General features: G+C 72.0%; 18 protein-coding genes. 7 read left to right on the plus strand and 11 right to left on the minus strand.

All coding sequences use genetic code 11. The features are described from left to right. Nucleotides 1–52 precede the first annotated feature (52 nt). Complete coding sequence (locus tag M3C17_RS09055) at nucleotides 53–1,108, minus strand: zinc-dependent alcohol dehydrogenase family protein (protein WP_259977339.1); 1,056 nt, start codon at nucleotides 1,106–1,108, stop codon at nucleotides 53–55. A 107-nt stretch (nucleotides 1,109–1,215) separates the two neighbouring features. Here M3C17_RS09055 and M3C17_RS09060 point away from each other — a divergent pair, with 107 nt between their 5' ends. Beyond that, complete coding sequence (locus M3C17_RS09060) at nucleotides 1,216–2,634, plus strand: RNB domain-containing ribonuclease (RefSeq protein WP_259977340.1); 1,419 nt, start codon at nucleotides 1,216–1,218, stop codon at nucleotides 2,632–2,634. Nucleotides 2,635–2,668: 34 nt separating this feature from the next. Here the strand turns inward: M3C17_RS09060 and M3C17_RS09065 are convergent, their stop codons facing one another. Next, the gene (locus M3C17_RS09065; protein WP_259977342.1) at nucleotides 2,669–3,532 is read right to left on the minus strand and encodes a hypothetical protein; all 864 of its coding nucleotides are present in this window, start codon (nucleotides 3,530–3,532) and stop codon (nucleotides 2,669–2,671) included. 36 nt (nucleotides 3,533–3,568) lie between these two features. Beyond that, nucleotides 3,569–4,699: a flavodoxin-dependent (E)-4-hydroxy-3-methylbut-2-enyl-diphosphate synthase gene (gene ispG / locus M3C17_RS09070; protein WP_259977343.1), complete on the minus strand. Its 1,131-nt coding sequence runs from the start codon at nucleotides 4,697–4,699 to the stop codon at nucleotides 3,569–3,571. 239 nt (nucleotides 4,700–4,938) lie between these two features. Between ispG and M3C17_RS09075 the strand changes: the two genes are divergently transcribed. Next, on the plus strand, nucleotides 4,939–6,822 hold the full coding sequence (locus M3C17_RS09075; RefSeq protein WP_259977344.1) for a chorismate-binding protein: 1,884 nt from the start codon (nucleotides 4,939–4,941) through the stop codon (nucleotides 6,820–6,822). 22 nt (nucleotides 6,823–6,844) lie between these two features. On the opposite strand, the gene M3C17_RS09080 is transcribed toward M3C17_RS09075, so the two are convergent. Further along, nucleotides 6,845–8,158 (minus strand): RIP metalloprotease, encoded by a 1,314-nt coding sequence (locus tag M3C17_RS09080; protein WP_259977345.1) that lies wholly within the window; start codon nucleotides 8,156–8,158, stop codon nucleotides 6,845–6,847. A gap of 65 nt (nucleotides 8,159–8,223) precedes the next feature. Between M3C17_RS09080 and M3C17_RS09085 the strand changes: the two genes are divergently transcribed. From M3C17_RS09085 to M3C17_RS09095, 3 genes are all read left to right on the plus strand, one after another. Then, entirely contained in the window at nucleotides 8,224–8,823 is a 600-nt protein-coding gene (locus M3C17_RS09085) for a hypothetical protein (RefSeq protein WP_259977346.1), read from the plus strand. Between the two features lie 89 nt (nucleotides 8,824–8,912). After that, a complete protein-coding gene (locus M3C17_RS09090; protein WP_259977347.1) occupies nucleotides 8,913–9,611 on the plus strand; it encodes a YcnI family protein in 699 nt (232 codons plus the stop codon). A gap of 100 nt (nucleotides 9,612–9,711) precedes the next feature. Beyond that, complete coding sequence (locus tag M3C17_RS09095) at nucleotides 9,712–11,334, plus strand: Mur ligase family protein (RefSeq protein ID WP_259977349.1); 1,623 nt, start codon at nucleotides 9,712–9,714, stop codon at nucleotides 11,332–11,334. 199 nt (nucleotides 11,335–11,533) lie between these two features. Here the strand turns inward: M3C17_RS09095 and dxr are convergent, their stop codons facing one another. Both dxr and M3C17_RS09105 read right to left on the minus strand, forming a co-directional pair. Further along, the gene (gene dxr / locus M3C17_RS09100) at nucleotides 11,534–12,616 is read right to left on the minus strand and encodes a 1-deoxy-D-xylulose-5-phosphate reductoisomerase (RefSeq protein ID WP_259977352.1); all 1,083 of its coding nucleotides are present in this window, start codon (nucleotides 12,614–12,616) and stop codon (nucleotides 11,534–11,536) included. A gap of 36 nt (nucleotides 12,617–12,652) precedes the next feature. Next, nucleotides 12,653–13,615, minus strand: coding sequence for an FKBP-type peptidyl-prolyl cis-trans isomerase (locus M3C17_RS09105; RefSeq protein WP_259977353.1), 963 nt, complete (start codon nucleotides 13,613–13,615; stop codon nucleotides 12,653–12,655). 124 nt (nucleotides 13,616–13,739) lie between these two features. Between M3C17_RS09105 and M3C17_RS09110 the strand changes: the two genes are divergently transcribed. Then, nucleotides 13,740–14,519, plus strand: coding sequence for a 1-acyl-sn-glycerol-3-phosphate acyltransferase (locus M3C17_RS09110; RefSeq protein WP_259977355.1), 780 nt, complete (start codon nucleotides 13,740–13,742; stop codon nucleotides 14,517–14,519). A gap of 21 nt (nucleotides 14,520–14,540) precedes the next feature. Here M3C17_RS09110 and M3C17_RS09115 read toward each other — a convergent pair whose 3' ends face one another. Then, entirely contained in the window at nucleotides 14,541–15,038 is a 498-nt protein-coding gene (locus M3C17_RS09115; RefSeq protein WP_259977356.1) for an OsmC family protein, read from the minus strand. Between the two features lie 58 nt (nucleotides 15,039–15,096). On the opposite strand from M3C17_RS09115, the gene M3C17_RS09120 reads away from it, so the two are divergent. Further along, nucleotides 15,097–16,092, plus strand: coding sequence for an asparaginase (locus M3C17_RS09120; protein WP_259977357.1), 996 nt, complete (start codon nucleotides 15,097–15,099; stop codon nucleotides 16,090–16,092). A gap of 72 nt (nucleotides 16,093–16,164) precedes the next feature. Here the strand turns inward: M3C17_RS09120 and M3C17_RS09125 are convergent, their stop codons facing one another. The 4 genes from M3C17_RS09125 to M3C17_RS09140 form a co-directional block, all read right to left on the minus strand. Further along, nucleotides 16,165–18,936, minus strand: coding sequence for an FtsK/SpoIIIE domain-containing protein (locus M3C17_RS09125; RefSeq protein WP_259977358.1), 2,772 nt, complete (start codon nucleotides 18,934–18,936; stop codon nucleotides 16,165–16,167). Nucleotides 18,937–18,994: 58 nt separating this feature from the next. After that, nucleotides 18,995–19,792 carry a PP2C family serine/threonine-protein phosphatase gene (locus M3C17_RS09130; RefSeq protein WP_259977359.1) on the minus strand — a complete coding sequence of 266 codons (798 nt, stop codon included), beginning with the start codon at nucleotides 19,790–19,792 and terminating at the stop codon, nucleotides 18,995–18,997. Nucleotides 19,793–20,026: 234 nt separating this feature from the next. Beyond that, nucleotides 20,027–20,899, minus strand: coding sequence for a DUF5684 domain-containing protein (locus M3C17_RS09135; protein ID WP_259977361.1), 873 nt, complete (start codon nucleotides 20,897–20,899; stop codon nucleotides 20,027–20,029). 102 nt (nucleotides 20,900–21,001) lie between these two features. Beyond that, nucleotides 21,002–21,745: a YaaA family protein gene (locus M3C17_RS09140; protein WP_259977362.1), complete on the minus strand. Its 744-nt coding sequence runs from the start codon at nucleotides 21,743–21,745 to the stop codon at nucleotides 21,002–21,004. Between the last annotated feature and the right edge of the window lie 8 nt (nucleotides 21,746–21,753).

A 21,753-nucleotide genomic window follows, 5' to 3' on the forward strand; every position in this document is an offset into this window, starting at 1 on the left:
GCGCAGCCGGCGGTCGGCGGACCGGCGCTCGAGGCGCCGGTCCGCCGGAGGCTCAGGCCTGCAGCAGCACCTTGAGCGCCTTGGTCTCCGCGGCCCTGCTGAACGTGTCGTACGCGCTCTCGATGTCGGCGAGAGCGAACCGGTGGCTCACGAAGCCGCTCGGATCGATCCGCTTCTCCCCCAGCAGGCGCGTCAGCATGCGGGCGGTGTTGGCGTTCACGAGCCCGGTCGTGATCGTGAGGTTCTCGATCCACAGCCGTTCGAGCGGGAACTGCACGGAGGTGCCGTGCACTCCCACGTTGGCCACGTGCCCACCCGGACGCACGATCTCCAGGACCATGTCCCAGGTCTTCGGCACACCGACGGCCTCGATCGCGACGTCGACGCCCAGCCCGTCCGTGAGGGCGAGCACCTGCTCGCGCCAGTCGGCGTCCGAGGCGACGACGCCGTGCGTGGCGCCGAAGGTCTTCGCCTGCGCACCCCGGTTCGCATCCAGGTCGATCGCGATCACCTTGCTAGGGCCGTACAGCCCCGCCGTCATGATCGCGGCCAGGCCGACCGGACCGGCACCGACGACCGCCACCACGTCGCCCGCCTTGACGGCGCCGTACTTGACGCCGATCTCATGACCGGTGGGCAGGATGTCGCTGATCAGCATCGCCGTCTCCGGCGACACCCCCTCCGGCACCCGGTGCAGGGACGTCTCTGCGAACGGAATGCGCACCAGCTCCGCCTGCGTGCCGTCGATCAGGTGCCCGAGGATCCAGCCGATGCCGGCAGCCCCCTCCTCGGCACGACAGTGCGACTGCAGCCCCGCGATGCACGAGGCGCACTTCCCGCACGAGCTGATGCAGGAGATGATGACGCGGTCGCCGACGGCGAGCTCGGTCACCGCGGCACCGATCTCGGTCACGATGCCGACGCCCTCGTGACCGAGGATCCGGCCGTCGGTCACCCCGGGTACGTCGCCCTTCAGGATGTGCAGGTCCGTGCCGCAGATCGTCGTGCACTCGACACGGACGATCGCATCCGTCGGGGCGATGATCGTGGGATCGGGCACGTCCTCCCAGCTCTTGGCTCCTGCTCCGTGGTACACGAGTGCTTTCATGACAGTCTCCTTTGGCGAGTCCGAAGAGGGATATGTGAAATGTTACCCGCCACCTCGGACATGCGGCAGTGCGGAGACCGGGAGATACCGCGACCTAGGCTGGGGGCATGCCCCAGCGCCGCTCGCATGTCGCTCCGTCCGCCGCCCAGACCGAGCTCGCCTCCGCGCTGGCCGCCCTGCGCGCCGAGCTCGACGCCCCGCAGGAGTTCCCCGCCGCCGTGCTCGAAGAGGCCGCGGCGGCGACCGCATCCACCCCGGAGCTGGATCTCCGGGACGTGCCGTTCGCGACGCTCGACCCGCAAGGGTCGCGCGACCTCGACCAGGCCTTCCATCTGGAACGCGCCGACAGCGGCTACACCGTGCGCTACGCCATCGCTGACGTTCCCGCGTTCGTGACTCCCGGCGGCGCCGTCGATGCGGAGGCCCGCCGACGCGGCCAGACGATCTACGCGGCCGACGGCTCGATCCCCCTCCACCCTCCCGTTCTGAGCGAGGACCGCGCGTCACTGCTCCCCGACGTCGACCGCCCGGCACTCGTCTGGACCTTCACCCTGGACGCGGACGGTGCCGTGCAACGGTTCCGGCTGGAGCGCGCCCTCATCCGCTCGCGCGCACAGCTCGACTACGTGGCGACCCAGAGTGCGCTCGACCGCGGCGAGGACGGACCGGCGGCGCTGCTGCCGGAGATCGGCGCCCTGCGACTGGCGCAGGAGCAGGCGCGAGGCGGCGCCAGCCTGAACCTCCCCGACGAGGAGGTCGTGCGCGCCGACGACGGCACCTACGCGATCGAGCGTCGGCGGCCCCTGCCCGTCGAGGAGTGGAACGCGCAGCTCTCGCTCATGACCGGCATGGCCGCGGCGACGCTCATGCTCGACGCCGGGGTGGGCGTGCTGCGCACGATGCCGGAGCCGGACGAGGACGCGTTCCGTGCCTTCCGGCTGCAGACGCGGGCTCTCGGGCGCCCGTGGACGGACGGCGCCTACGGCGACTACCTGCGCGGGCTCGACCGCGATGACCCGCTCACCCTGCCGGTGCTGGAGGCCGCCGCCTCGCTCTTCCGCGGCGCGGGCTACGTGGTGTTCGACGGCGAGGCACCGGACGATGCCGTGCAGGCCGCGATCGCTGCCCCCTACGCGCACGCGACCGCTCCCCTGCGACGCCTGGTCGATCGGTGGAGCCTCGCCATCTGTCTCGCCGTGTCGGAGGGGCGCCCCGTCCCGCCGTGGGCGCGCGAGTCGCTGTCGGATCTGCCCGCGCTCATGCAGGAGTCGGGTCAGCGCGCAGGACGACTCGACGCCGCGACCGTGAACGCGGTGGAGGCGGCACTGCTCACTCCGCTCGTGGGGTCGACTGTCGAGGCCACCGTCATCGAGCTTCGCGGGGAGCGCATGGCCATCCAGCTCGCGGACCCCGCCGTGAGCGCGACGGCGCCCGCGTCCGCCGATGCGAAGCCCGGCGATGTCGTTCGTCTGCGCGTCGCGCGCGCCGACATCTCCCGCGGAGAGGTGGAGTTCGAGCCCGCCTGACCCTCCGTCGGGATCCGAGCGGTCGCGCGCCGGCTCAGGCGGGGACGACGGTCGTCCGCATGACGAGCAGCTGCGGGTCGGAGAGGTCGAGGGTGACGGTGATCTCCGCGAACGCGGCGAGGGAATCCACGTGCGTGCCACCGCACAGTATGACCGCTTCACCCTCCGGCAGTTCGCAGTGCCAGCGCCGACGGTCCACGATGGTCGCGCCCTCGGTCTCGATGCGGCTCGAGGCAGCCGAGGCCACCCACGCGGCCAGCTGCGCGTTGAGGTGCTGTTGCCGCTCGGCGAGCGTCGCGGCGAAGGCCTCGGTGTCGAAGCCCGCCTTACGCAGGCTCTTGCCCAGGCGGTACTCGTCCACGGCGCCGTCCTCGTGGATCCGACTGGACTGGTTCGCGCGTCCCTCGAAGTCCGGCGTGCCGAGCGCATCGGCACCCGGATCCTTGCGCCACAGGTCGGCCACGGCCAGATCGAGCGCCAGCGAGGCGAGGTGGCAGGCGGTGTGACCGCGGCTGAGGCCCGCGCGTCGCGCGGCATCGACCTCGAGTCCCACCGTGGCGCCGGGTACCAGGCTCTCCGGCGCCGACTCCGCCAGCCGGTGCCCGACCAGCCAGGTCCAGCCCTCCCCGCCGCGCTTGACCGGGATGTCCGTTCCCACCGCGAAGGCACCCTCGTCGGACACGGCGGCCATCACGGCCTCCGTGACGCCGAGAGCGGCGTCGCCCAGCGTGATCCCACCCGAGTCGCCCGGTTGGTCGGGCCACGTGTGATCCACGGGGTGGAACGGGGTGGCATCGACGACGACGACCGTGCCGTCCGGCCCCGGCTGCACGTGCGTCACCACCGCCTCTCCGCTGACGGCACCGGCGGCGAAGGTCACGACGGTCGACGAGGGCATGCTTCTCCTGAGGTGCGCGCGGTGAGAGGTGTGCGGTCAGGCCGTGACGACCTGGGCGGTGCCCAGCGGTGCGTCCGGCCCCATCTCGGAGGCGATCCGGTTCGCCTCCTCGATCAGGGTGGCGACGATGTCCTCCTCCGGCACGGTCTTGATGACCTCGCCCTTGACGAAGATCTGTCCCTTGCCGTTGCCCGAGGCGACGCCGAGGTCGGCCTCGCGCGCCTCACCGGGGCCGTTCACGACGCACCCCATCACGGCGACGCGCAGCGGCACCGTCATGTCCTTGAGCCCCTCGGTCACGTCCTCGGCGAGCGTGTAGACGTCGACCTGCGCGCGACCGCACGAGGGGCACGACACGATCTCCAGCTTGCGCTCGCGCAGGTTCAGCGACTGCAGGATCTGGTGGCCGACCTTGACCTCCTCGGCGGGCGGCGCCGAGAGCGAGACACGGATCGTGTCGCCGATGCCCTCGCCGAGCAGGATGCCGAACGCGGTCGCGCTCTTGATGGTGCCCTGGAACGCGGGGCCGGCCTCGGTCACGCCGAGGTGCAGCGGCCAGTCGCCGCGTTCGGCCAGCTGGCGGTACGCCTTGACCATGACGACCGGGTCGTTGTGCTTGACGGAGATCTTGAAGTCGTGGAAGTCGTGCTCCTCGAACAGCGATGCCTCCCACACGGCGCTCTCGACCAGGGCTTCCGGTGTGGCCTTGCCGTACTTCTCCAGCAGACGGCGGTCGAGCGATCCGGCGTTCACCCCGATGCGCAGCGAGACGCCCGCATCCTGGGCGGCCTTGGCGATCGCGCCCACCTGGTCGTCGAACTTGCGGATGTTGCCGGGGTTCACGCGCACGGCGGCGCAGCCGGCGTCGATCGCCTGGAAGACGTATTTCGGCTGGAAGTGGATGTCGGCGATCACCGGGATCTGGCTCTTCTTCGCGATGATGTGCAGCACGTCCGCGTCGTCCTGAGACGGCACGGCGACGCGCACGATCTCGCAGCCCGAGGCGGTGAGCTCGGCGATCTGCTGCAGCGTCCCGTTGATGTCGGTCGTCTTGGTGGTCGTCATCGACTGCACGCTCACCGGGGCGTCGCCGCCGACGAGCACCTTGCCCACCTTGATCTGGCGAGACTTGCGGCGCGGGGCGAGGACTTCGGGGACTCTGGGCATCCCAAGGTTCACAGCTGGCACCACTCCAGCCTACGCCGCCAGGATGCGCGAGGGCTGGATGGCCGCGCCCGTCATCCGCTCCGGCCGCGTGCGGGCGGTGTGGTAGTTTCGCCCCATGCTCGCGAACTTCACCTGGTGGCCCGCCTCCTAGGCGGTGTGTTCGCGTTCCCACGAATCCAGACCGCCTCCGGGGCGGTCTTTTCGTTGCGCCGAGCCGGAGCCCTGCACAGGAGACATCGATGACCCTCTCACGACTCGCCGAGCTCAGCGCCGACCCGGACGCGTCCTTCGTGCTGATCGCCAGGGACGGCGCCGACACCGTCGAGCTGCTCAGCGGCGACGTCGCCGACGTGGAGCTGCTGGCCGACATCCCGCTCACGGCGGACGGCATCCCGCGCGAGGTGTTCGCGATGGTCCCCTATCGGCAGGTGCGTGAGCGCGGCTTCGTCGCCCAGGACGACGGCGCCCCCCTGCGCTGCCTGGTCGTCGACGAGCATCTGCACCTGCCGACCGCCGAGCTCCTGGCTGCGCTTCCGGACGCCGCGGTGCCGCTGCGCGACGGCGGCTTCGACATCGCCGACGAGGAGTACGCGGCCATCGTGGAGACCGTGATCGCGGACGAGATCGGCCGCGGCGAGGGCGCGAACTTCGTCATCCGGCGCGACTACACCGCGGCCGTCGACACGGACGAGCGCACCGCCGCGCTCACCTGGTTCCGCGCGCTGCTCACGCACGAGCGCGGGGCGTACTGGACCTTCGCGGTGTTCACCCCCGGGCACATCGCGGTGGGTGCGAGCCCCGAGGCCCACGTCGTGGCGCGCGGCGGCGTCGTCACCATGAACCCCATCTCCGGCACGTTCCGTCACCCCGCAGGGGGCGCCACCAAGGAGACGCTGATCGACTTCCTCGCGTCGACCAAGGAGACCGAGGAGCTCTTCATGGTGGTCGACGAGGAGCTGAAGATGATGAGCGCCGTCTGTGCGGACGGCGGTCGCATCACGGGCCCGCACCTCAAGGAGATGTCGCGGCTCACCCACACCGAGTACATGCTGCGGGGCCGCAGCGCGCTGGACCCTCGTGACATCCTCCGCGAGACGATGTTCGCCCCGACCGTGACCGGCTCTCCCATGCAGAACGCCTGTGCGGTCATCCGCCGCCACGAGCGCAAGCCGCGCGGGTACTACTCCGGTGTCGCCGCCCTCTTCACGCCGAACGCCGACGGCGGCCACGACCTGGACGCGCCGATCCTCATCCGCACCGTGTATCTGCAGGACGGTCGGCTGAGCGTGCCGGTGGGTGCGACGCTCGTGCGGCACTCCGACCCGCACGGCGAGGTCTCCGAGACACATGGCAAGGCGGCCGGTGTGCTGGGCGCGATCGGCGCGATCGACCGCGACCGCGTCGCGGAAGCGCGCAGCGACGCGGATGCCCCCGGTGCCGGTCGGTCGCTCGCCGACGACGCCGAGGTGGCCGCACTGCTCTCCTCCCGCAACGCGCGGCTCGCTGAGTTCTGGCTGAACCCGCAGGGCGAGGACTTCACCGGTCCCTTCTCGGGCCGCTCGGCACTGGTCGTCGATGCCGAGGACCGCTTCACCACCATGCTCGCCCACCAGCTGCGCCACCTCGGGCTCGACGTCACGATCGCCGCCTGGGACGAGGTCGCGGACGACGCCGTGGCCGCAGCCGACCTGGTGGTGGCAGGACCCGGTCCCGGTGATCCCCGTGACGTCGACAGCCCCCGTATCGCCCGGATGCGCGAGGTCGTCACGGCTCGGCTCGACGGCGGCAGCCCGCTGCTGGCGGTCTGTCTGAGCCACCAGATCCTCGCCGACCGTCTGGGCGTGGCGCTGGCTCCGCTCGATGCACCGCACCAGGGCCTGCAGAAGGCCGTGCCCGTGTTCGGCGAGGACGCGTCGATCGGCTTCTACAACACCTTCACCGCCCGCGTCGCCCCCGGGACCTCGACCGTCGGAGGCGCTGAAGTCAGCGCGGACCCGGGGACCGGCGACGTGTACGCGCTGCGCGGCGAGGGCTTCGCCTCCGTGCAGGGGCACCTGGAATCGATCCTGTCGCGCGACGGCATCCGCACGCTCGAACGCCTCGTGACGCACGCGCTCGCCTGAGCCGCGTCCGCCGGGACGCCGGTCAGCCCAGCAGCTTCACCGGGTTGAACAGGTCGGCCGCCAGGAGCAGTGCGCCCATTCCGATCAACAGCACCGCGACCACCACGGTCAGTGGGACGAGGCGCGTGGCGTCCACCGGGGCGGGCGGCGGCCGCCGGAACAGCTTCGCCCACGCGCGTCGCACTCCCTCCCAGAGCGCGACCACGATGTGACCGCCGTCGAGGGGCAGCAGCGGGATCAGGTTGAACACGAAGAGCGCCACGTTGAGCGACCCGAGCAGCCCGAGCAGCACGGCGAAGCGGTTGAGTACGGGCGCATCGGTCGCGGCGACCTCACCGGCCAGGCGACCCACGCCGACCACGCTCAGCGGCCCGTTGGGGTCGCGCTCGCCCCCGGTGACCAGCGAGACGCCGACATCCCAGAGGCGCACGGGGAGGGTGACGATGAGCGAGGCGACCCTGGCCACGTTGTCCGCGGCCATCTCGACGCCGACGCTCGGCGGCTGCTGGACGTAGCCCATCTGGGCGATCATCCCCGCGTACCCCACCTCCTTCACCACGGGGTCGCCGTCCTCGTCGAGCACGGGCGTGCCGCTGGCGTCGGTGATCGTGCGCTCGGCCGCGATCGGGGTGAGGCTCAGCGTCCGCTCCTCGCCATCGCGCCGCACCACCAGCTCGAGGGTCTCCCCCGGAGACGCCTGCACGATCTGCGTGGCCTGGTCGAAGGTGGACACGGGCTGACCGTCGATGGAGACGAGGACGTCGCCCGGCTGCACGTCGGCCTCCGCTGCGGGCGACGGCGGGTCATCCGCGGAGCACGAGGTCGCCGAGGACGACGCGGGCACGACGCACTCGTTCACCGCCGCGATCGTGGTCGTGCCCTGCTGCACCCCGATCCCGCTGACGAGCACGATGAAGATGAGCACCGCGAGCAGCAGGTTCATCAGCGGGCCGCCGAGCATCACCACGACGCGCTTCCAGACAGGCAGCTTGTAGAAGACGCGGTCCTCCGCGCCCTCGGCGATCGTCTCGTCGTTGGCCGACCGGGCGTCCTGGATGAGCGTGCGGAAGACGCCCGACGCCGGCCCGCGGTCCTTCGACGACGGGTACATGCCGGACATCGAGATGAACCCGCCGAGCGGGAGCAGCTTGAACCCGTACTCGGTCTCCCCGATCCGCTTCGACCACAGTCGAGGGCCGAAGCCGATCATGTACTGGCCGACGCGGACGCCGAAGAGCTTCGCGGGGACGAGATGGCCGACCTCGTGCAGACCGATCGAGAGGCCGAGGCCGATCAGCATGAACAGGATGCCGCCCACATAGAGCAGGATTTCCACGTGCCAACCGTAGTGCCCTGAGCTAGGAATCCGCCCTGCTCCGCCCGCGTCGCTAGGCTGGTGCGGTGACCTCCCGGCAGCTGCGACTCGTGCATGCCGCCGCGGTGTCCGCGGTGGCCACCCTGATCGCCGCGGTCTCGCACACGATCGGCGGCGGCACCGCCCCGCACCCGCTGCTGATCGCGGCGGTGGCTGTGCTGTTCCTGACGCCCACCGCCGTGCTGATCGGCAGCCGTCCCTCGCGCATCCGCGTCGCCGTCGCGGTGCTCACGGCCCAGGGCGCGTTCCATGTGCTGTTCCAGCTGCTCGGCGCGCCGTCCGCGGCCGGTGCCGGCACGGCCGCTGCCGGCGGCGGACATGCGCACCACCTCGCACTCGCGGCGCTCACGGCGGTCGGCGGCGCTCCGGTCGCGCCCGTCGACACCGGGATGATTGGCGCGCACATCGCCGCGGCCGTCCTGACCACCGTGCTCCTCTGGCATGCCGAGAGCATGGTGCGGGCGGTCGCCGGGTGGTTCCGCGCACTGCTGCGGCGCGCGAGCCCGCACCCCGGTGGCGTGCCGGGCCGACCCGCAGCGCTGCGTTCCCTCGTTCTCCCGGCGGTCGACCGGGCTGTCGCCGCAGCCGTCTCCCGACGCGGTCCGCCCGTGCTCGCCCGCGGCTGATCCGCCGCACGCCGAACCGTCGCCTCCGGGCGGCCCTTCCGCGAGGGCGCCGTTCCGCGCGCCCCGCACACGAGCATTGGAGAACCCTCATGTCCCGCATCACCTCGCACACCGTCCGCCCCCTCCGCCGCCGCGCCGCCGTCGCCGTCGGTGGCACCGTCGGCGGCATCGCCCTCGCTCTGGGCGCCCCGCTGATGGCCGGAGCACACGTCTCCGTGACCCCGGACGCCCTCGCCCCCGGCGGCCACGGCGTCCTCACGTTCTCGTTCGCCCACGGCTGCGGCACCTCGCCGACGACGGCGCTGCGCATCACCATGCCGGACGGCCTGGCCTCGGTCGCGCCGACGCTCGACGGCGACTGGTCCATCCAGGTGGAGCGCGGCGACGACGGTCTGGTCAGCGCCGTCACCTACACCGCGCTGACGCCCGTGCCCACGGATCTGCGCGGCGCCGTGAGCATGTCGGTGGGCCTCGACGAGGACACGCCGAACACGCTCGCCTTCCCTGTCGTGCAGCAGTGCGTCGACGGGGCGACCGAGTGGACGCAGCTCGCCGAGGACGGCGAGGATCCGCACGAGCTCGACGCGCCCGCGCCCGTCGTGACCGTCGCGGACGCGGGCGCCGCAGAGCACGGCGATCATGCCGACGGGGACGCGCACGCCGCGGAGGCGGAAGCGGACGGCGGCGTGGTCGCCGACCCTGTCGGAATCGCTCTGGGCGCCGGGGGTCTGGTCGCCGGCGTCGCTGCCCTCGTCGTCGCGGTGCTGGCGTACCGCCGCAGGGCCTGAGCCGACGCTCCTGCCGAGTCCGCACCCGCCACGCGTCGCCCGGCGCGCGGCGGGTGCGGAGCGGAGGTTCCGCGCCCCGGCGTGAGATCATGGATCCGACATGTCGATTGAACAACAACCGAGCCTGCCCCCCGTGCTCCGCCCCGCGAACCCGCCCCGGCGTGAGCTGTCCGAACTCGCTTCCCGTTTCGCCCGCTCCGTGCGTGGCGAGCTGTCCGGGATCTCTCTGAGCGGCATCACGCTCGCCACGGCCGACCTGCGCCCCGGCGAGGCGTTCGTGGCCATCCAGGGGCTGAACCGCCACGGTGCGGACTTCGCTGCGACCGCGGCGGAGAAGGGCGCGGTCGCCGTCATCACCGATGAGCCGGGGGCGGCGATCGCCGCGGACGCCGGTCTTCCCATCGTGGTGGTCGACGACCCGCGTGGCGTGCTCGGCGACCTGAGCGCCTGGGTCTACGGCACGGGTGCAGAGGACCCGCTCCCGCTGCTGTTCGCGACCACCGGCACGAACGGCAAGACGAGCGTGTCGCACCTGCTGGAGGGCATCCTCGAGCAGATGGGCGTCGTGACGGGGCTGTCGTCCACGGCCGAGCGCCACATCGCCGGCGAGATCATCGTGTCCCGACTGACGACCCCCGAGGCCTCAGAGATGCACGCCCTGCTCGCCCTCATGCGCGAGCGCGAGGTCGAGGCCGTCGCGGTCGAGGTGAGCGCGCAGGCGCTGTCGCGCCACCGGGTCGACGGCATCCGCTTCGACGTCGCCGGCTTCACCAACCTCAGCCACGACCACCTCGACGACTACGCCGACATGGAGGAGTACTTCGAGGCGAAGCTGCCGCTGTTCCGGCCCGACCGCGCACTGCGCGGCGTGATCTGCCTGGACTCCGCCTCCGGCACGCAGGTCGTCGAACGCGCCGAGATCCCGGTGGTCACGGTCGGCACGCCGTCGATCGCCGCCGACCCCGACGCCGCCTCCCGCGCGGACTGGGTGGTCGTGATCGACGACGAGCGCACCACGGGCACCACCTTCACCATGACGGGACCCGCGGGAACGCTCACCACCACGGTGCCCGTGATCGGACCGCACATGGCCGCCAACGCGGCGCTCGCGATCGTGATGCTGCTCGAGGGCGGGTACGACTGGGGGCGCATCGTCGAGGCGCTCACGCGCGACGGCGGCATCCGCGCGTACCTCCCCGGCCGCACCCAGCTCGTCTCCGGCGACCGCGGCCCTGCGGTGTTCGTCGACTTCGGCCACTCTCCCGATGCGTTCGAGAAGACCCTTGCCGCGATACGGCGCGTCACGCCGGGCAAGGTGCTGATGCTGTTCGGCGCCGACGGCGACCGTGACGCCAGCAAGCGATTCGACATGGCGCGGACCGCGGTCGAGGGCAGCGACATCCTCGTCGTGACCGACCACCACCCGCGCTTCGAGGACCCCGCCTCGATCCGGGCGACTCTCGTGGAGGGTGCGCGTCGCGCCAGGCCGGACGCCGAAATCCACGAGTACTCGCCGCCCGAAGCGGCCATCGTCGCGGCCGTGGGTCTCGTCGGCGACGGCGACGCCATCCTCTGGGCGGGGCCCGGGCACCAGGACTACCGCGACATCCGCGGCGTGCGCACCCCCTACTCCGCCCGGGAGCTCTCGCGCCGCGCACTCAAGGCGGCGGGCTGGCCTGTGCCGCCGTCGCGCTGGCCGGTCCCCTACCCCGACGAGGACTGACTGCGCGCGCCTTGCGGCGGTCGCTCGACGGGTGGCGGAGGGGCAGGTGCGCCCCGCGCGGGAGAACAGGGTCGCCCCGCTGACCGCACACCCGCGGTAATCCGGGGCCGCGGCGACGGGCGCGTGCTCCGCGCAGGGAAACGGGGCCGCCGCGCGGACCGAACGCCCGCGCGGGAACGAGCGGCGGCTGGTCGCCTTCTCAGGCCGTCGCGATGAGGTCGTCGGCCGTCCGGCGCGCCCATGCCTCGGCGTCGGCGAGCGACTCGACCGAGAGCGCATCGGGTGCCTCGTGCGCGTCGACGACGCGGGCGATCGTGTCGACGATGCCGAGGAACGGGAGCCGCCCCTCGTGGAACGCGTCGACCGCCTGCTCGTTCGCGGCGTTGTACACGGCAGGGAACGTCCCGCCCGCGCGGCCCACCGCCTTGGCGAGTGACACCGAGGGGAAGGCCTCGTCGTCGAGCGGCTCGAACGTCCAGGACGTCGCCGCCGTCCAGTCCAGCGGACGCCCCACGCCGCCGATGCGGTGGGGCCAGTCGAGGCCGAGGGAGATGGGCAGCCGCATGTCCGGCGGAGAGGCCTGCGCGATGGTCGAACCGTCGATGAACTCGACCATGGAGTGCACGATCGACTGCGGATGCACGACCACCTCGATGTCGTCGTAGGGCACATCGAACAGCAGGTGGGCCTCGATCACCTCGAGCCCCTTGTTCACGAGCGTGGCCGAATTGGTGGTCACGGTACGACCCATGTTCCAGGTCGGGTGCGCGAGAGCCTCCTGCGGGGTCACGGCGGTCAGCTCGGCGCGCGTGCGCCCGCGGAACGGGCCGCCGGAGGCCGTCACGACGAGCCGCCTGACCTCGGCATGGGTTCCGGAACGCAGCGCCTGCGCGAGGGCCGAGTGCTCGGAGTCCACGGGCACGATCTGCTCAGGCGCTGCTGCCGCGAGCACCAGATCGCCGCCGACGATGAGCGACTCCTTGTTGGCGAGGGCCAGCGTACGACCAGCGTGCAGCGCGGCCAGCGTCGATCCCAGCCCGATCGAGCCCGTGATCGCGTTGAGCACCACGTCGGCGTCCACGTCGCGGACGAGCTGCTCGGCCTCCGCCGCGCCGAGGGCTGTGTCCTCGACCTGGAAGCGGGCGGCCTGCTCAGCGAGCAGGGCGGTGTTGGAACCGGCGGCGAGCCCGACCAGCTCGAACCGCCGCGGGTTGGCGCGGATCACGTCCAGCGCCTGGGTGCCGATGGAGCCGGTGGAGCCGAGGACGATGATGCGACGCATGACGCCAGCCTAGGACAGCCCCCGGCCCCTCCCGCGCTACTGCTGGGACTGCACCGGCGTCGTGGCGAGGATGTCCACCACGAACACGAGGCTCTCGTTCTGCAGCTCGTGGCCCTCGCTCGCGCCGTAGCCGTCGGACGGGGGCATCACGACCAGCACCTGGGAGCCGACCTTCTGCCCCTCGAGCGCCTTCTGGAAGCCGGCGACCACGCCCGTGGTCTGGAACTGTGCGGGTGCGGCGTCACGGCTCCAGCTGGAGTCGAACTCCTCGCCGTCCGACCACTTCACGCCGAGGTACTGCACCACGACGAGGTCGCCCGAGGCCACCGTCGCACCATCGCCCTGCTTCAGGACCGCCACCTGCGTCGAGGCCGGGGCGTCGCCGTCCGGGATGGTCACGGTGGGCTTGCCGTCGTCGTCGAGCTTCACCTCGGGCATGCCGGGGGTGGGGTCGACCGGGGTGCCATCGGCGACCTCGGGCAGACGATCCACGGCCTCGGCGTACACCACGACGTTGTTCGCGCTGTCGCCGAGCATCTTGCCGGGAAGGGCGAGCACGACGCGGGAGCCGACCGGCTCGCACTCCAGCGCGGCCACGAACAGCGAGGACTGGTTGGGGTCGAGCAGCACCGGGATCAGGCCGTCCTCACCACGGGCCGACGAGTCGAGCACGTCTCCTGTCGCGGCGTCGACGATCTGGAACTGGACCGAGACGAGATCGTTGACCACGACATCGTCGCCCTCGCCCTCCGAGATGATGGTGCGCTCGACGTCGGCGAACTTCGCATCCGCGGGCACCGTGATCGTGGTGTCCGCGCCCTCCCCGGCCACCTCGACCGCGTCGGAGGTCGCACCCGGCTGCGCATCCAGCGCACACTGGCTCGATGCCGAGGGGTCGGGCGTGCCCGAACTCTGCGGGCCGCCGTTGCCGGCGCAGCCGGCCAGCAGCAGGGTCGCCGCAGCGACGGTGGACAGGACGACGAGCGGACGCTTACGCACAGTGAGACCTCGAGATCGCGGGCGGGACACTCCATCCTCCCCCATACCCCTTTGCCCTCCCTGGGAGGCGACGGCGCGAGTCTTCATTCCTGTGCGGGCATGGAGTCGGGAGTAACCTGCTCTGATGACCTCTGAGCAGTCCGTGGAGCCCGAAACCCCCTCAGAGAACACCCCGGAGCCGCGACACGCCGGCTTCACCTATGCGCTCGGCCGCAGTCTGATCGCGCCGCTCGCGCGATTCATCTACCGGCCCCGCATCGAGGGCCGCGAGCACGTCCCCGCCACGGGACCGGTCATCTTCGCCAGCAACCACCTGTCGTTCATCGACTCGATCGCGATCCCGGTGGCGGCCCCGCGTCCCGTGCACTTCCTCGCGAAGTCGAGCTACTTCGAGGGCACCGGCTTCCGCGGCCGGCTCTCCAAGACCTTCTTCGAGGCGATCGGCGCGATCCCGGTGCGACGTGGTGCCGGCCAGGCCGCGCTCGACGCGCTGGACCTGCAGCGGCAGCTGCTCGACGATGGTCTCGCCGTGGCGCTGTACCCCGAGGGGACGCGCTCGACAGACGGTCGCCTGTACAAGGGCCGCACGGGCGTGGCCTTCCTCGCGCTGCAGACCGGCGCCCCCGTCGTTCCCGTCGGCCTGATCGGCACCGACAAGGTGATGCCGGTCGGCGCGAAGATGCCGACGCTCTCCGAGCGCGTGACCGTGCGCTTCGGCGAGCCGCTCGACCTCTCACCGCACGGGCCGGCGACCAGCGGCCGCGCGCGGCGCCTCGCCACGGACGAGATCATGGCGGCGATCCACGCCCTGTCCGGTCAGGAGCTTGCGGGCACCTACAACGAGGCGCCGGCGCAGGGCACGATCGAGAAGATCAAGCAGGCTCTCCCCCACGAGCGTCGCTGAGCGACCCTCCTCCCACGGGGATCACGCGCGAGCGGTGACCGTGGCCTCGTGTCGCACCGGGAAGTTCATCGAATTCGCGATGAAGCACCACTCATTGGCCTGTCGATGCGCCCGTTCGGCCGCCTCGATCATGGACGCGTCAGCGACGACCACCTGCGGGCGCAGCATGACCTCCGCGAACGAGCCGCCCCCGGCCCCGTCCTCGCGCATGAGCCCCGTCGCCTCGTCGCGGTAGGAGACGACGACGACCCCGGCGGTGACGCAGGCGTGCAGATACGACAGCAGGTGGCACTCGGAGAGCGAGGCCAGCAGCAGATCCTCCGGATTCCAGCGGGACGGATCGCCGCGGAAAGGCTTGTCGGCCGAGGCCAGCAGCTCGGGCTTGCCCGCCACCTCGATCGTGACGTCGCGGCGGTAGTCGCGGTAGCCGCTCGTGCCGGTCCCCGTGTTCCCCGTCCACGTGGACGTGAGTGCGTAGCGATGCTCGCCGAGGGCGCGGGGGGTGCTCTGCTCTGCCATGACCTCAGTCTGCCAGGGCCTTCCGACGTCGGGAGGCCGCCGCCGATAGAGTTGTCGGGTGCTGGAGACACTCACCGTTCAGGATTCCGTGGAGCTCGCCGTCGTGGAACGGAGCGGCTTCGTCGAGTCACGCCATGCCGGCGCGGCCGTCGTGCTGTCGCCCGACGGAGAGATCCTGGCACGGCATGGCAACGCCGATGCGCTGATCCTGCCGCGATCGAGCCTCAAGCCCCTTCAGGCGGTGGCGTGCATCACTGCCGGCGCCGTGCTGGAGGGCGAGCAGCTCGCCCTGGCCACGGCCAGCCACACGGGCACCGACCGCCATGCCGCCGTGGTGCGCGACATCCTCACCGCGGGCGGGCTCAACGAAGACGACCTGGCGTGCCCGCCCGCGTGGCCGAGCGACTCCGCCACGCGGGACGAGATGATCCGCGAGCACGGCCAGCAGGCGCGCGTCCGCATGAACTGCTCGGGCAAGCACGCCGCGATGCTCCGCGCCTGCGTGGCGACGGGGTGGTCGACGGACGGGTACCTCGACCCCGCGCATCCCCTGCAGGGCCACATCCGCGACGTGGTCGAGCGCCTGACCGGCGAGAAGATCGCACACACCTCGGTGGACGGCTGCGGCGCCCCGGTGCACGCGCTCACGCTGACCGGGCTGGCGCGTGCGATCCACCGCATCGGCACGGCATCCGACCGCTCGCCGTTCGCGCTGCACCGGGTGGCCGGCTCGCTCGTGCGCGCTGTACGCGAGAACCCCTGGACGATCGAGGGCCCCGGTCGCCCCGACACCATCGCCACCGAGCGGCTCGGCGTCTTCACCAAGGGCGGGGCCGAGGGCGTGATGGTGATGGTGGCGCCGAACGGCACGACTGCGGCGTTGAAGATGCTGGACGGCGCCGCCCGCGCCTCGACCATCGTCGCCGCCACGCTCCTCGCTCGCGCCGGCGCTCTCAGCGATGCCGATGTCGCGGGCCTCGCCGAGGCGCTTCCGCTCACGGTGCTCGGCGGCGGCGGCGTGGTGGGTGCCGTGCGCCCCGGCGCGGGCATCTGAGTCCCTCCCGAGCCACAGCCCCGCGCACCCGCGCACCCGCGCAGCCGCGCAGCCGCGCAGCCGCGCGAATCGTCACGCCGAGAGCCCCTCGACCACCACCCGACGAGGTGGCGTGTCTCCCACGACGGACCAGGCTCGTCCTGCATGCGGTCGCGCGTAGGGCGGAAGCTCCCGCACGCCGAGCAGCTGGCGAAGGTCGGACGGGCGCTCTGCCCGGACGAGCACCTCCCCCTCCGCGCGCACGCCCTGCCACAGGGCCCATTGCCGCTGCCAGGCCTCCGCATCGCCGACCAGCACACACGCGACTCCGGTCGCGCCTGGCTCCGTCCCCACCGCGACGACGTTCCACTCCGGATGGGCGTCCCGCAGTCCCGCGATCACGCGGGCGGCGCCGGGCGTGACCAGCGCGGTGAGCGCGTGCTGCGCTCTCCACACGGGCGCATGCGCCGGTGAGGGTCTCGCCGCGGGAGCAGCGGTCTCGTCCACCCACACGAACTGCACCTCGCGCTCGTCGAGCACCGCCCGCCCGGGGAGGCGGTCCCTGGCGAAGGTCCCGGAGTCGCCGCCTGCCGCCAGGTGCTCGACCCGTGAGGCCATGCGCAGCAGGGCGCGCCGCGGCACGAGGTCGATCACGCGGCCCAGCGGGCCCGTGGCTCGACCGGCCGTCAGCACCCAGGTCGTGGCGGCGCCCGCACGCAGCGCCTGCTCCCACCGCTGCACGAACTCCAGCGCGTACTCCGTCGGGAGTTCGGCGTGCAGCGCGTCGATGTCGTCGCACAGCACGAGCCGCGGCACGTCTGCGCTCCCGCTCGTCCAGGAGGTGAGGAGGTCCAGAGCCGCCTCCGCATCCCGCGGCACGACGACCGCGTCGTGGCACTGCGCGGCGATGGAACGAACGACGGCGGTGCGGCCGCTCCCTGGCGCGCCGAGAACGACGAGACCGCGGTCGCGTCCAGGCCGGAGCAGCTCATGAGGCTGCGACTGATGCGCGGGATCGTCGACCAGCCCCAGCGTCACCGGCGAGCTCGCGCCGCGCGGACGCTCTCCGCCTTCCCCGACCAGGTCACCCAGGTCCAGGCGCCGCGGCAGCGGTGGCAGCCAGGGGCTGACCGCGGGGCGCGCCTCCGCCCACCGCAGGCACGCCCCGCGCACGTCGGCGACGTCGGTGAGGGCGACCCGCAGCTCGACCGGTTCGCGATCCTCGGGTCGCCGCACGAGCGCCCGTCCGCGCCCCACAGAGCCTCCCGGCAGCAGCGCCGCAGCGTCCGAGCCGATCACGGCGCGGCTGTCGGCGGCGTCGGCCACGCGGAGACTGAGGCGCAGGGGGCAGTTCGCCGCCAGGGCATCGCGGATCACTCCCCCGGCGCGCTGTGTGCCGAGGATCAGATGCATTCCGAGGGCCCGACCACGCGCAGCGATGTCGGTGAAGACCGCGCCGAGATCGGGGTGCTCCTGCAGCAATGCGGCGAACTCGTCCACCACGATCAGCAGCCGTGGCAGGGAGACCTCCCGCACGTCGCGGGCGCCCGCCTCCGCCAGCACCCCCTCCCGCCGGCGCATCTCGGCGCTCAGGCTGGACACGCCCCGCCTGGCCCCGCCCTCGTCGAGGTCCGTGACGACGGACGCGACCTGAGGCAGTGCACGCAGCGGCTCGAACGCGGTACCGCCCTTGAAGTCCGCCAGCAGAAGCGCCACCCGCTCCGGTCCGTAACTGCGGGCGATCGCGGTGACCCAGGTGATCAGCAGCTCGCTCTTGCCTGCCCCTGTCATGCCCGTCACGATCGCATGAGGCCCGTCGTGCACGAGGTCGACGACGACCTCCGCGCCGCGACCGTCGCGCCCCAGGGTCACCGGGAGGCCGTCCGCCGTCGCAGGTGCGGCCGGGAGCTCGGCGAGCGACACGTGCAGGGGCAGCCCCACCTCCCTGTCGTCCGCATCAGGACAGCACGAGGCGACCGCCGAGACCTGCTGCCCGGACAGGCACTCGACCGCGAGCGGCAGCACCGCGTCCGGGGTGCGGAGCGTGGCGGCTCCCGGCTCGACGACGTCGATCACGGTCGTGATCCCCGGCGGCACCTCGTCGTCGCCGGCCGCGATGCAGATCACCGCGTCCGCGTCTGCCGCGTCTGCCGCGACGGCCGTGCCGGCAACCCCTGTTCCCAGACGGAACCCACCGCGACCGGCACGCCGCGCGTGCGGAAGCCCTGCGACCTCCCACCGCTGGACCTCGCTGCCGACGAGGGACAACTGGCCCGGAGCGAACCGGAGGCAGAGCTGCACCACGAGAGCACGGGCAGCGGCCGTGGCGACCGGACCCGCGCCGCGCACGCAGATTCCGCGGCCCAGGGGAACCGTGAGCGGGGCATCGGCGAGCTCCGCGCTCCGCTCCCGGAACGCCGTCGCTCGTTCCCCCTCCCCACCGCTGCAGCGCACGGCGCTCCGGCGGTTGCCGCGGCCCACGACCACGGCAGTCGACGCATCCGGCGGCTCCGCGCCGCGTAGCGGGGGCTCGCGCAGACAGGCCAGCACATCCGGATGCCGCCGGTCGAGCTGTGCACGCTCGGTGCGGTGCCGCCGCACGAGTTCCTCCTCCGCGGCCGCCCACTGTGTCGCCGCGGTCGCCTCGTCACGCCGCCGGTCGCGGCGCCGACCGCGAGCGGCATCGGCCACCGACGCCAGCATCATGAAAGGCCCCAGCGCGGCGAACCAGAGAGCCTGCGGCGTGCCGGTCGTCAGCCACAGCGCGATGCCGACGCCCACGGGAGCGACGGCGGCCAGAAGCGGGAGAGAACCGCGGCGGGGCGGCGCAGGGACAGCAGGCAGCACGAGAGGAGACGGATCCATGTCTCCCAGTGCACCGCAGAGTGCGGCCGATGACGGCGCTGTCCACAGCGCACGGCGGCTATTCCGCGGTGTCGCCCTCTGGGGAGGAGGACTCCGCCGGGTCGCTCACCTGCAGCACGATGAGCGTCACGTTGTCACGGCCGCCGTTCTCCAGCGCCGCCGCCAGCATGGCGTCCACACCAGCGCCGGGATCGGCGTTCTCGCGCAGGAAGTGCTGGATGCCGTAGTCCGTGAGCTCCTTGGTCAGGCCGTCGGAGCAGATGACGAAGCGGTCGCCGGCGCGCAGGTCGATCGTCACGTAGTCCGGCGCCGTCAGCTCGCTCGCGCCCACCGCGCGGGTGATCACGTTGCTGTAGGGGTGCCCCTCGGCCTCTTCCGGGCTGAGCTTGCCGGCGGTGATGAGCTCCTGCACGACCGAGTGATCAGTGGTGACCTGCACGAGTCGATCGTCACGGAGGAGGTACACCCGCGAATCGCCGATGTTGAGCGCCACCCACTGCGGCCGCTCCCCCGTCTCGTCGAGATACACGCCCGTGAGCGTGGTCCCCGTGCCCTCGTCTGTCGTGTCGGGGTGCTCGGCGATGTCGTCGACCGCTCGCGCCAGCGCGTTCTCGATGCCGACGCGGTTCACGTCGTCCGCGGTGACCATCGCCTGCAGACGCGAGACCGTGCTGCGGCTGGCGATCTCTCCACCGGCGTGGCCGCCCATGCCGTCGGCCACGATGAACAGCGGGAACTCGGCGAGGAATGCGTCCTGGTTCGTCTCCCGTCGACGCCCCTGGTCGGTGACGCCTGCCCAGGAGAGCAGCAGCGGGCGTCCCGCAACCGTGACGGTGTGCGTCTTCGTCTCAGCCACGTCCTGCCTCCGATGGACCTGCGGCGGAAAGGGCGGTCGCAGGATACTCACACATCGTAGTGGAACTCGTTCCCCTCGCTGGCACCTCGGTCCGATGGGCGGAGACGTGGACCGGGGGCGCCGAACCGGCGCTGCGACAAGACCATGCCTCCACGTTAGCGGCCCGATCGCGGCCCCGACACCGTTCACAGCACGAAACCCCCGGCGAGTGCCGGGGGTTTCGTTGTCAGGCGATCACGCAGGGGGCTGCGTGGGGTCGTTCGGCGCCGTCGGCGGGGCGGGCGGCGCTGCGGGCGGAGCAGTCGGCGGCGCCGGAGGGGTCGTCGGCGGCGCGGCGGGAGGCGCCGGCGGGGTGGTCGGCGGCGCGGCAGGAGGCGCCGGCGGGGTGGTCGGCGGGACCGGCGGGATGGGCGCGCCCGTCGCCGGAGCCGCAGGCGCGGCCGGCGGGGCATAGCCAGGGGCAGCCGGCGGCGCGTAGCCGGGCTGGGCCGGAGGCGCGTAGCCCTGCTGCGGAGCACCGTAGCCCTGCTGTGGAGCGCCGTACCCCGGCTGCTGCGGGGCGCCGTAACCCTGCTGAGGCCCTACGGCTGCGGGCTGCACCGGGACGCCGTCCCAGACCGTGCGGTCTCCGAGGAAGCCGTTACCTGCCCACGAGGCGGGCTGGATGTTCGGGTTCCACCGCGACTTGTCGAAGGCGTTGATGCCGAGCCAGACAGGCGGAAGGAAGAAGTACAGGATCACCCAGACGGCGTCCTTCTGGACCTTGAGCCCCACCCGCCACGCGGCGATCAGCTCCACCACGCGTCCGGCGATGCCGACAAGCGGCAGAATGAGGAACCAGCCGAGGAACGGGATGATCGCACCGAGCACTCCGGCGCCGAACAGGTAGAGGACGATCCAGGGGCTCAGGTCGCCGAGCTTGTAGAAGATCATGGTGTTGTACACCGGGACCCACGCGCGCCACTTCCCCTGCACGCCGGCCTTCTCGAAGATCATCATGTAGAACCACGCGTAGAGCGCGTAGATCGCCAGCGGCACTACCGTGTACAGCAGGATCAGCGCGATCGCGGCGCCGCCTGACAGGCCATAGCCGTAATAGTCGTCCAAGGTTCCCCTCCAGAGAATGGTGTTTCTGGCATTCTGCGCTGCTCACATTAGCGCGTCAGCGAGGTCGCGCGCATGCGATGCGCGACGAGGTGCATGAAGACCTCACTCCTCGACGACGAGCTCCAGCGTCCCGGGCTCGCCGTCCCTGAACTCGATGCCCCGGCCGTGGGCCCAGGTGCGCAGTGCTCGGAGCGACCCGATGCGCGGGCGATCCTCGGCGATGGCGCGAACCAGGAGCCCCTTGGACTTCTTGTTGAAGTGGTTGAGCGCCCTGCCCTGCGCGGTGACGACGCGCACGTACGCGGACGGCACCGTGTCGGGGACGGGGCCGAGGCCGACGTACGCCTCACTGCGCAGATCGAGGACGAACGCAGGCCGTGCCTCGGCGATCGCGGCAGAGGTCGCTGCCGCCCAGTGGCGGCGCAGCGGAGGGATGCCGGGCAGGGCGGTGCCGGCGGCGAGACGGTAGGCGGGGATGGGGTCGAGCGCACCGACCGGGCCGAACGGCGCACTGTGGATCCACACGTGCGCGCCCAGCCATCGCCGCGCGGCCGACGGAAGTCCCGCCGCATCCAGCGCGTCGTAGAGCACCCCTGTGTATCGGTCGACCGCCGGCATCGCCGGGGAATCTCGCAGCGTGCGATTGCGCTCCACATCGTCGAGCTGACGCGCGCTGAGCTTCAGGACCCGACGGGATGCCTCCTCATCGGCGGCGAGCTCGACGAGGGCCGACACGACGGGTTCGCGCTGTGCGAGAAGTCCAGGCAGCGCGAGTGACGTCAGGTCGAGCGGCCCGCCGTCGCCGCCGGCGCGCTTGGTCTCAGACGGCGGAAGCAGGATCTTCATGGAACCTC

It is taken from the genome of Microbacterium sp. p3-SID336 (assembly GCF_025143365.1).
GTDB lineage: Bacteria > Actinomycetota > Actinomycetes > Actinomycetales > Microbacteriaceae > Microbacterium.

Bases quoted from the DNA above. Each gene is read 5' to 3' on its own strand.
- M3C17_RS09055 (WP_259977339.1), bottom strand. From the start codon at position 1,108: ATGAAAGCACTCGTGTACCACGGAGCAGGAGCCAAGAGCTGGGAGGAC.
- M3C17_RS09060 (WP_259977340.1), top strand. From the start codon at position 1,216: ATGCCCCAGCGCCGCTCGCATGTCGCTCCGTCCGCCGCCCAGACCGAG.
- M3C17_RS09065 (WP_259977342.1), bottom strand. From the start codon at position 3,532: ATGCCCTCGTCGACCGTCGTGACCTTCGCCGCCGGTGCCGTCAGCGGA.
- ispG (WP_259977343.1), bottom strand. From the start codon at position 4,699: ATGCCCAGAGTCCCCGAAGTCCTCGCCCCGCGCCGCAAGTCTCGCCAG.
- M3C17_RS09075 (WP_259977344.1), top strand. From the start codon at position 4,939: ATGACCCTCTCACGACTCGCCGAGCTCAGCGCCGACCCGGACGCGTCC.
- M3C17_RS09090 (WP_259977347.1), top strand. From the start codon at position 8,913: ATGTCCCGCATCACCTCGCACACCGTCCGCCCCCTCCGCCGCCGCGCC.
- M3C17_RS09095 (WP_259977349.1), top strand. From the start codon at position 9,712: ATGTCGATTGAACAACAACCGAGCCTGCCCCCCGTGCTCCGCCCCGCG.
- dxr (WP_259977352.1), bottom strand. From the start codon at position 12,616: ATGCGTCGCATCATCGTCCTCGGCTCCACCGGCTCCATCGGCACCCAG.
- M3C17_RS09110 (WP_259977355.1), top strand. From the start codon at position 13,740: ATGACCTCTGAGCAGTCCGTGGAGCCCGAAACCCCCTCAGAGAACACC.
- M3C17_RS09115 (WP_259977356.1), bottom strand. From the start codon at position 15,038: ATGGCAGAGCAGAGCACCCCCCGCGCCCTCGGCGAGCATCGCTACGCA.
- M3C17_RS09125 (WP_259977358.1), bottom strand. From the start codon at position 18,936: ATGGATCCGTCTCCTCTCGTGCTGCCTGCTGTCCCTGCGCCGCCCCGC.
- M3C17_RS09140 (WP_259977362.1), bottom strand. From the start codon at position 21,745: ATGAAGATCCTGCTTCCGCCGTCTGAGACCAAGCGCGCCGGCGGCGAC.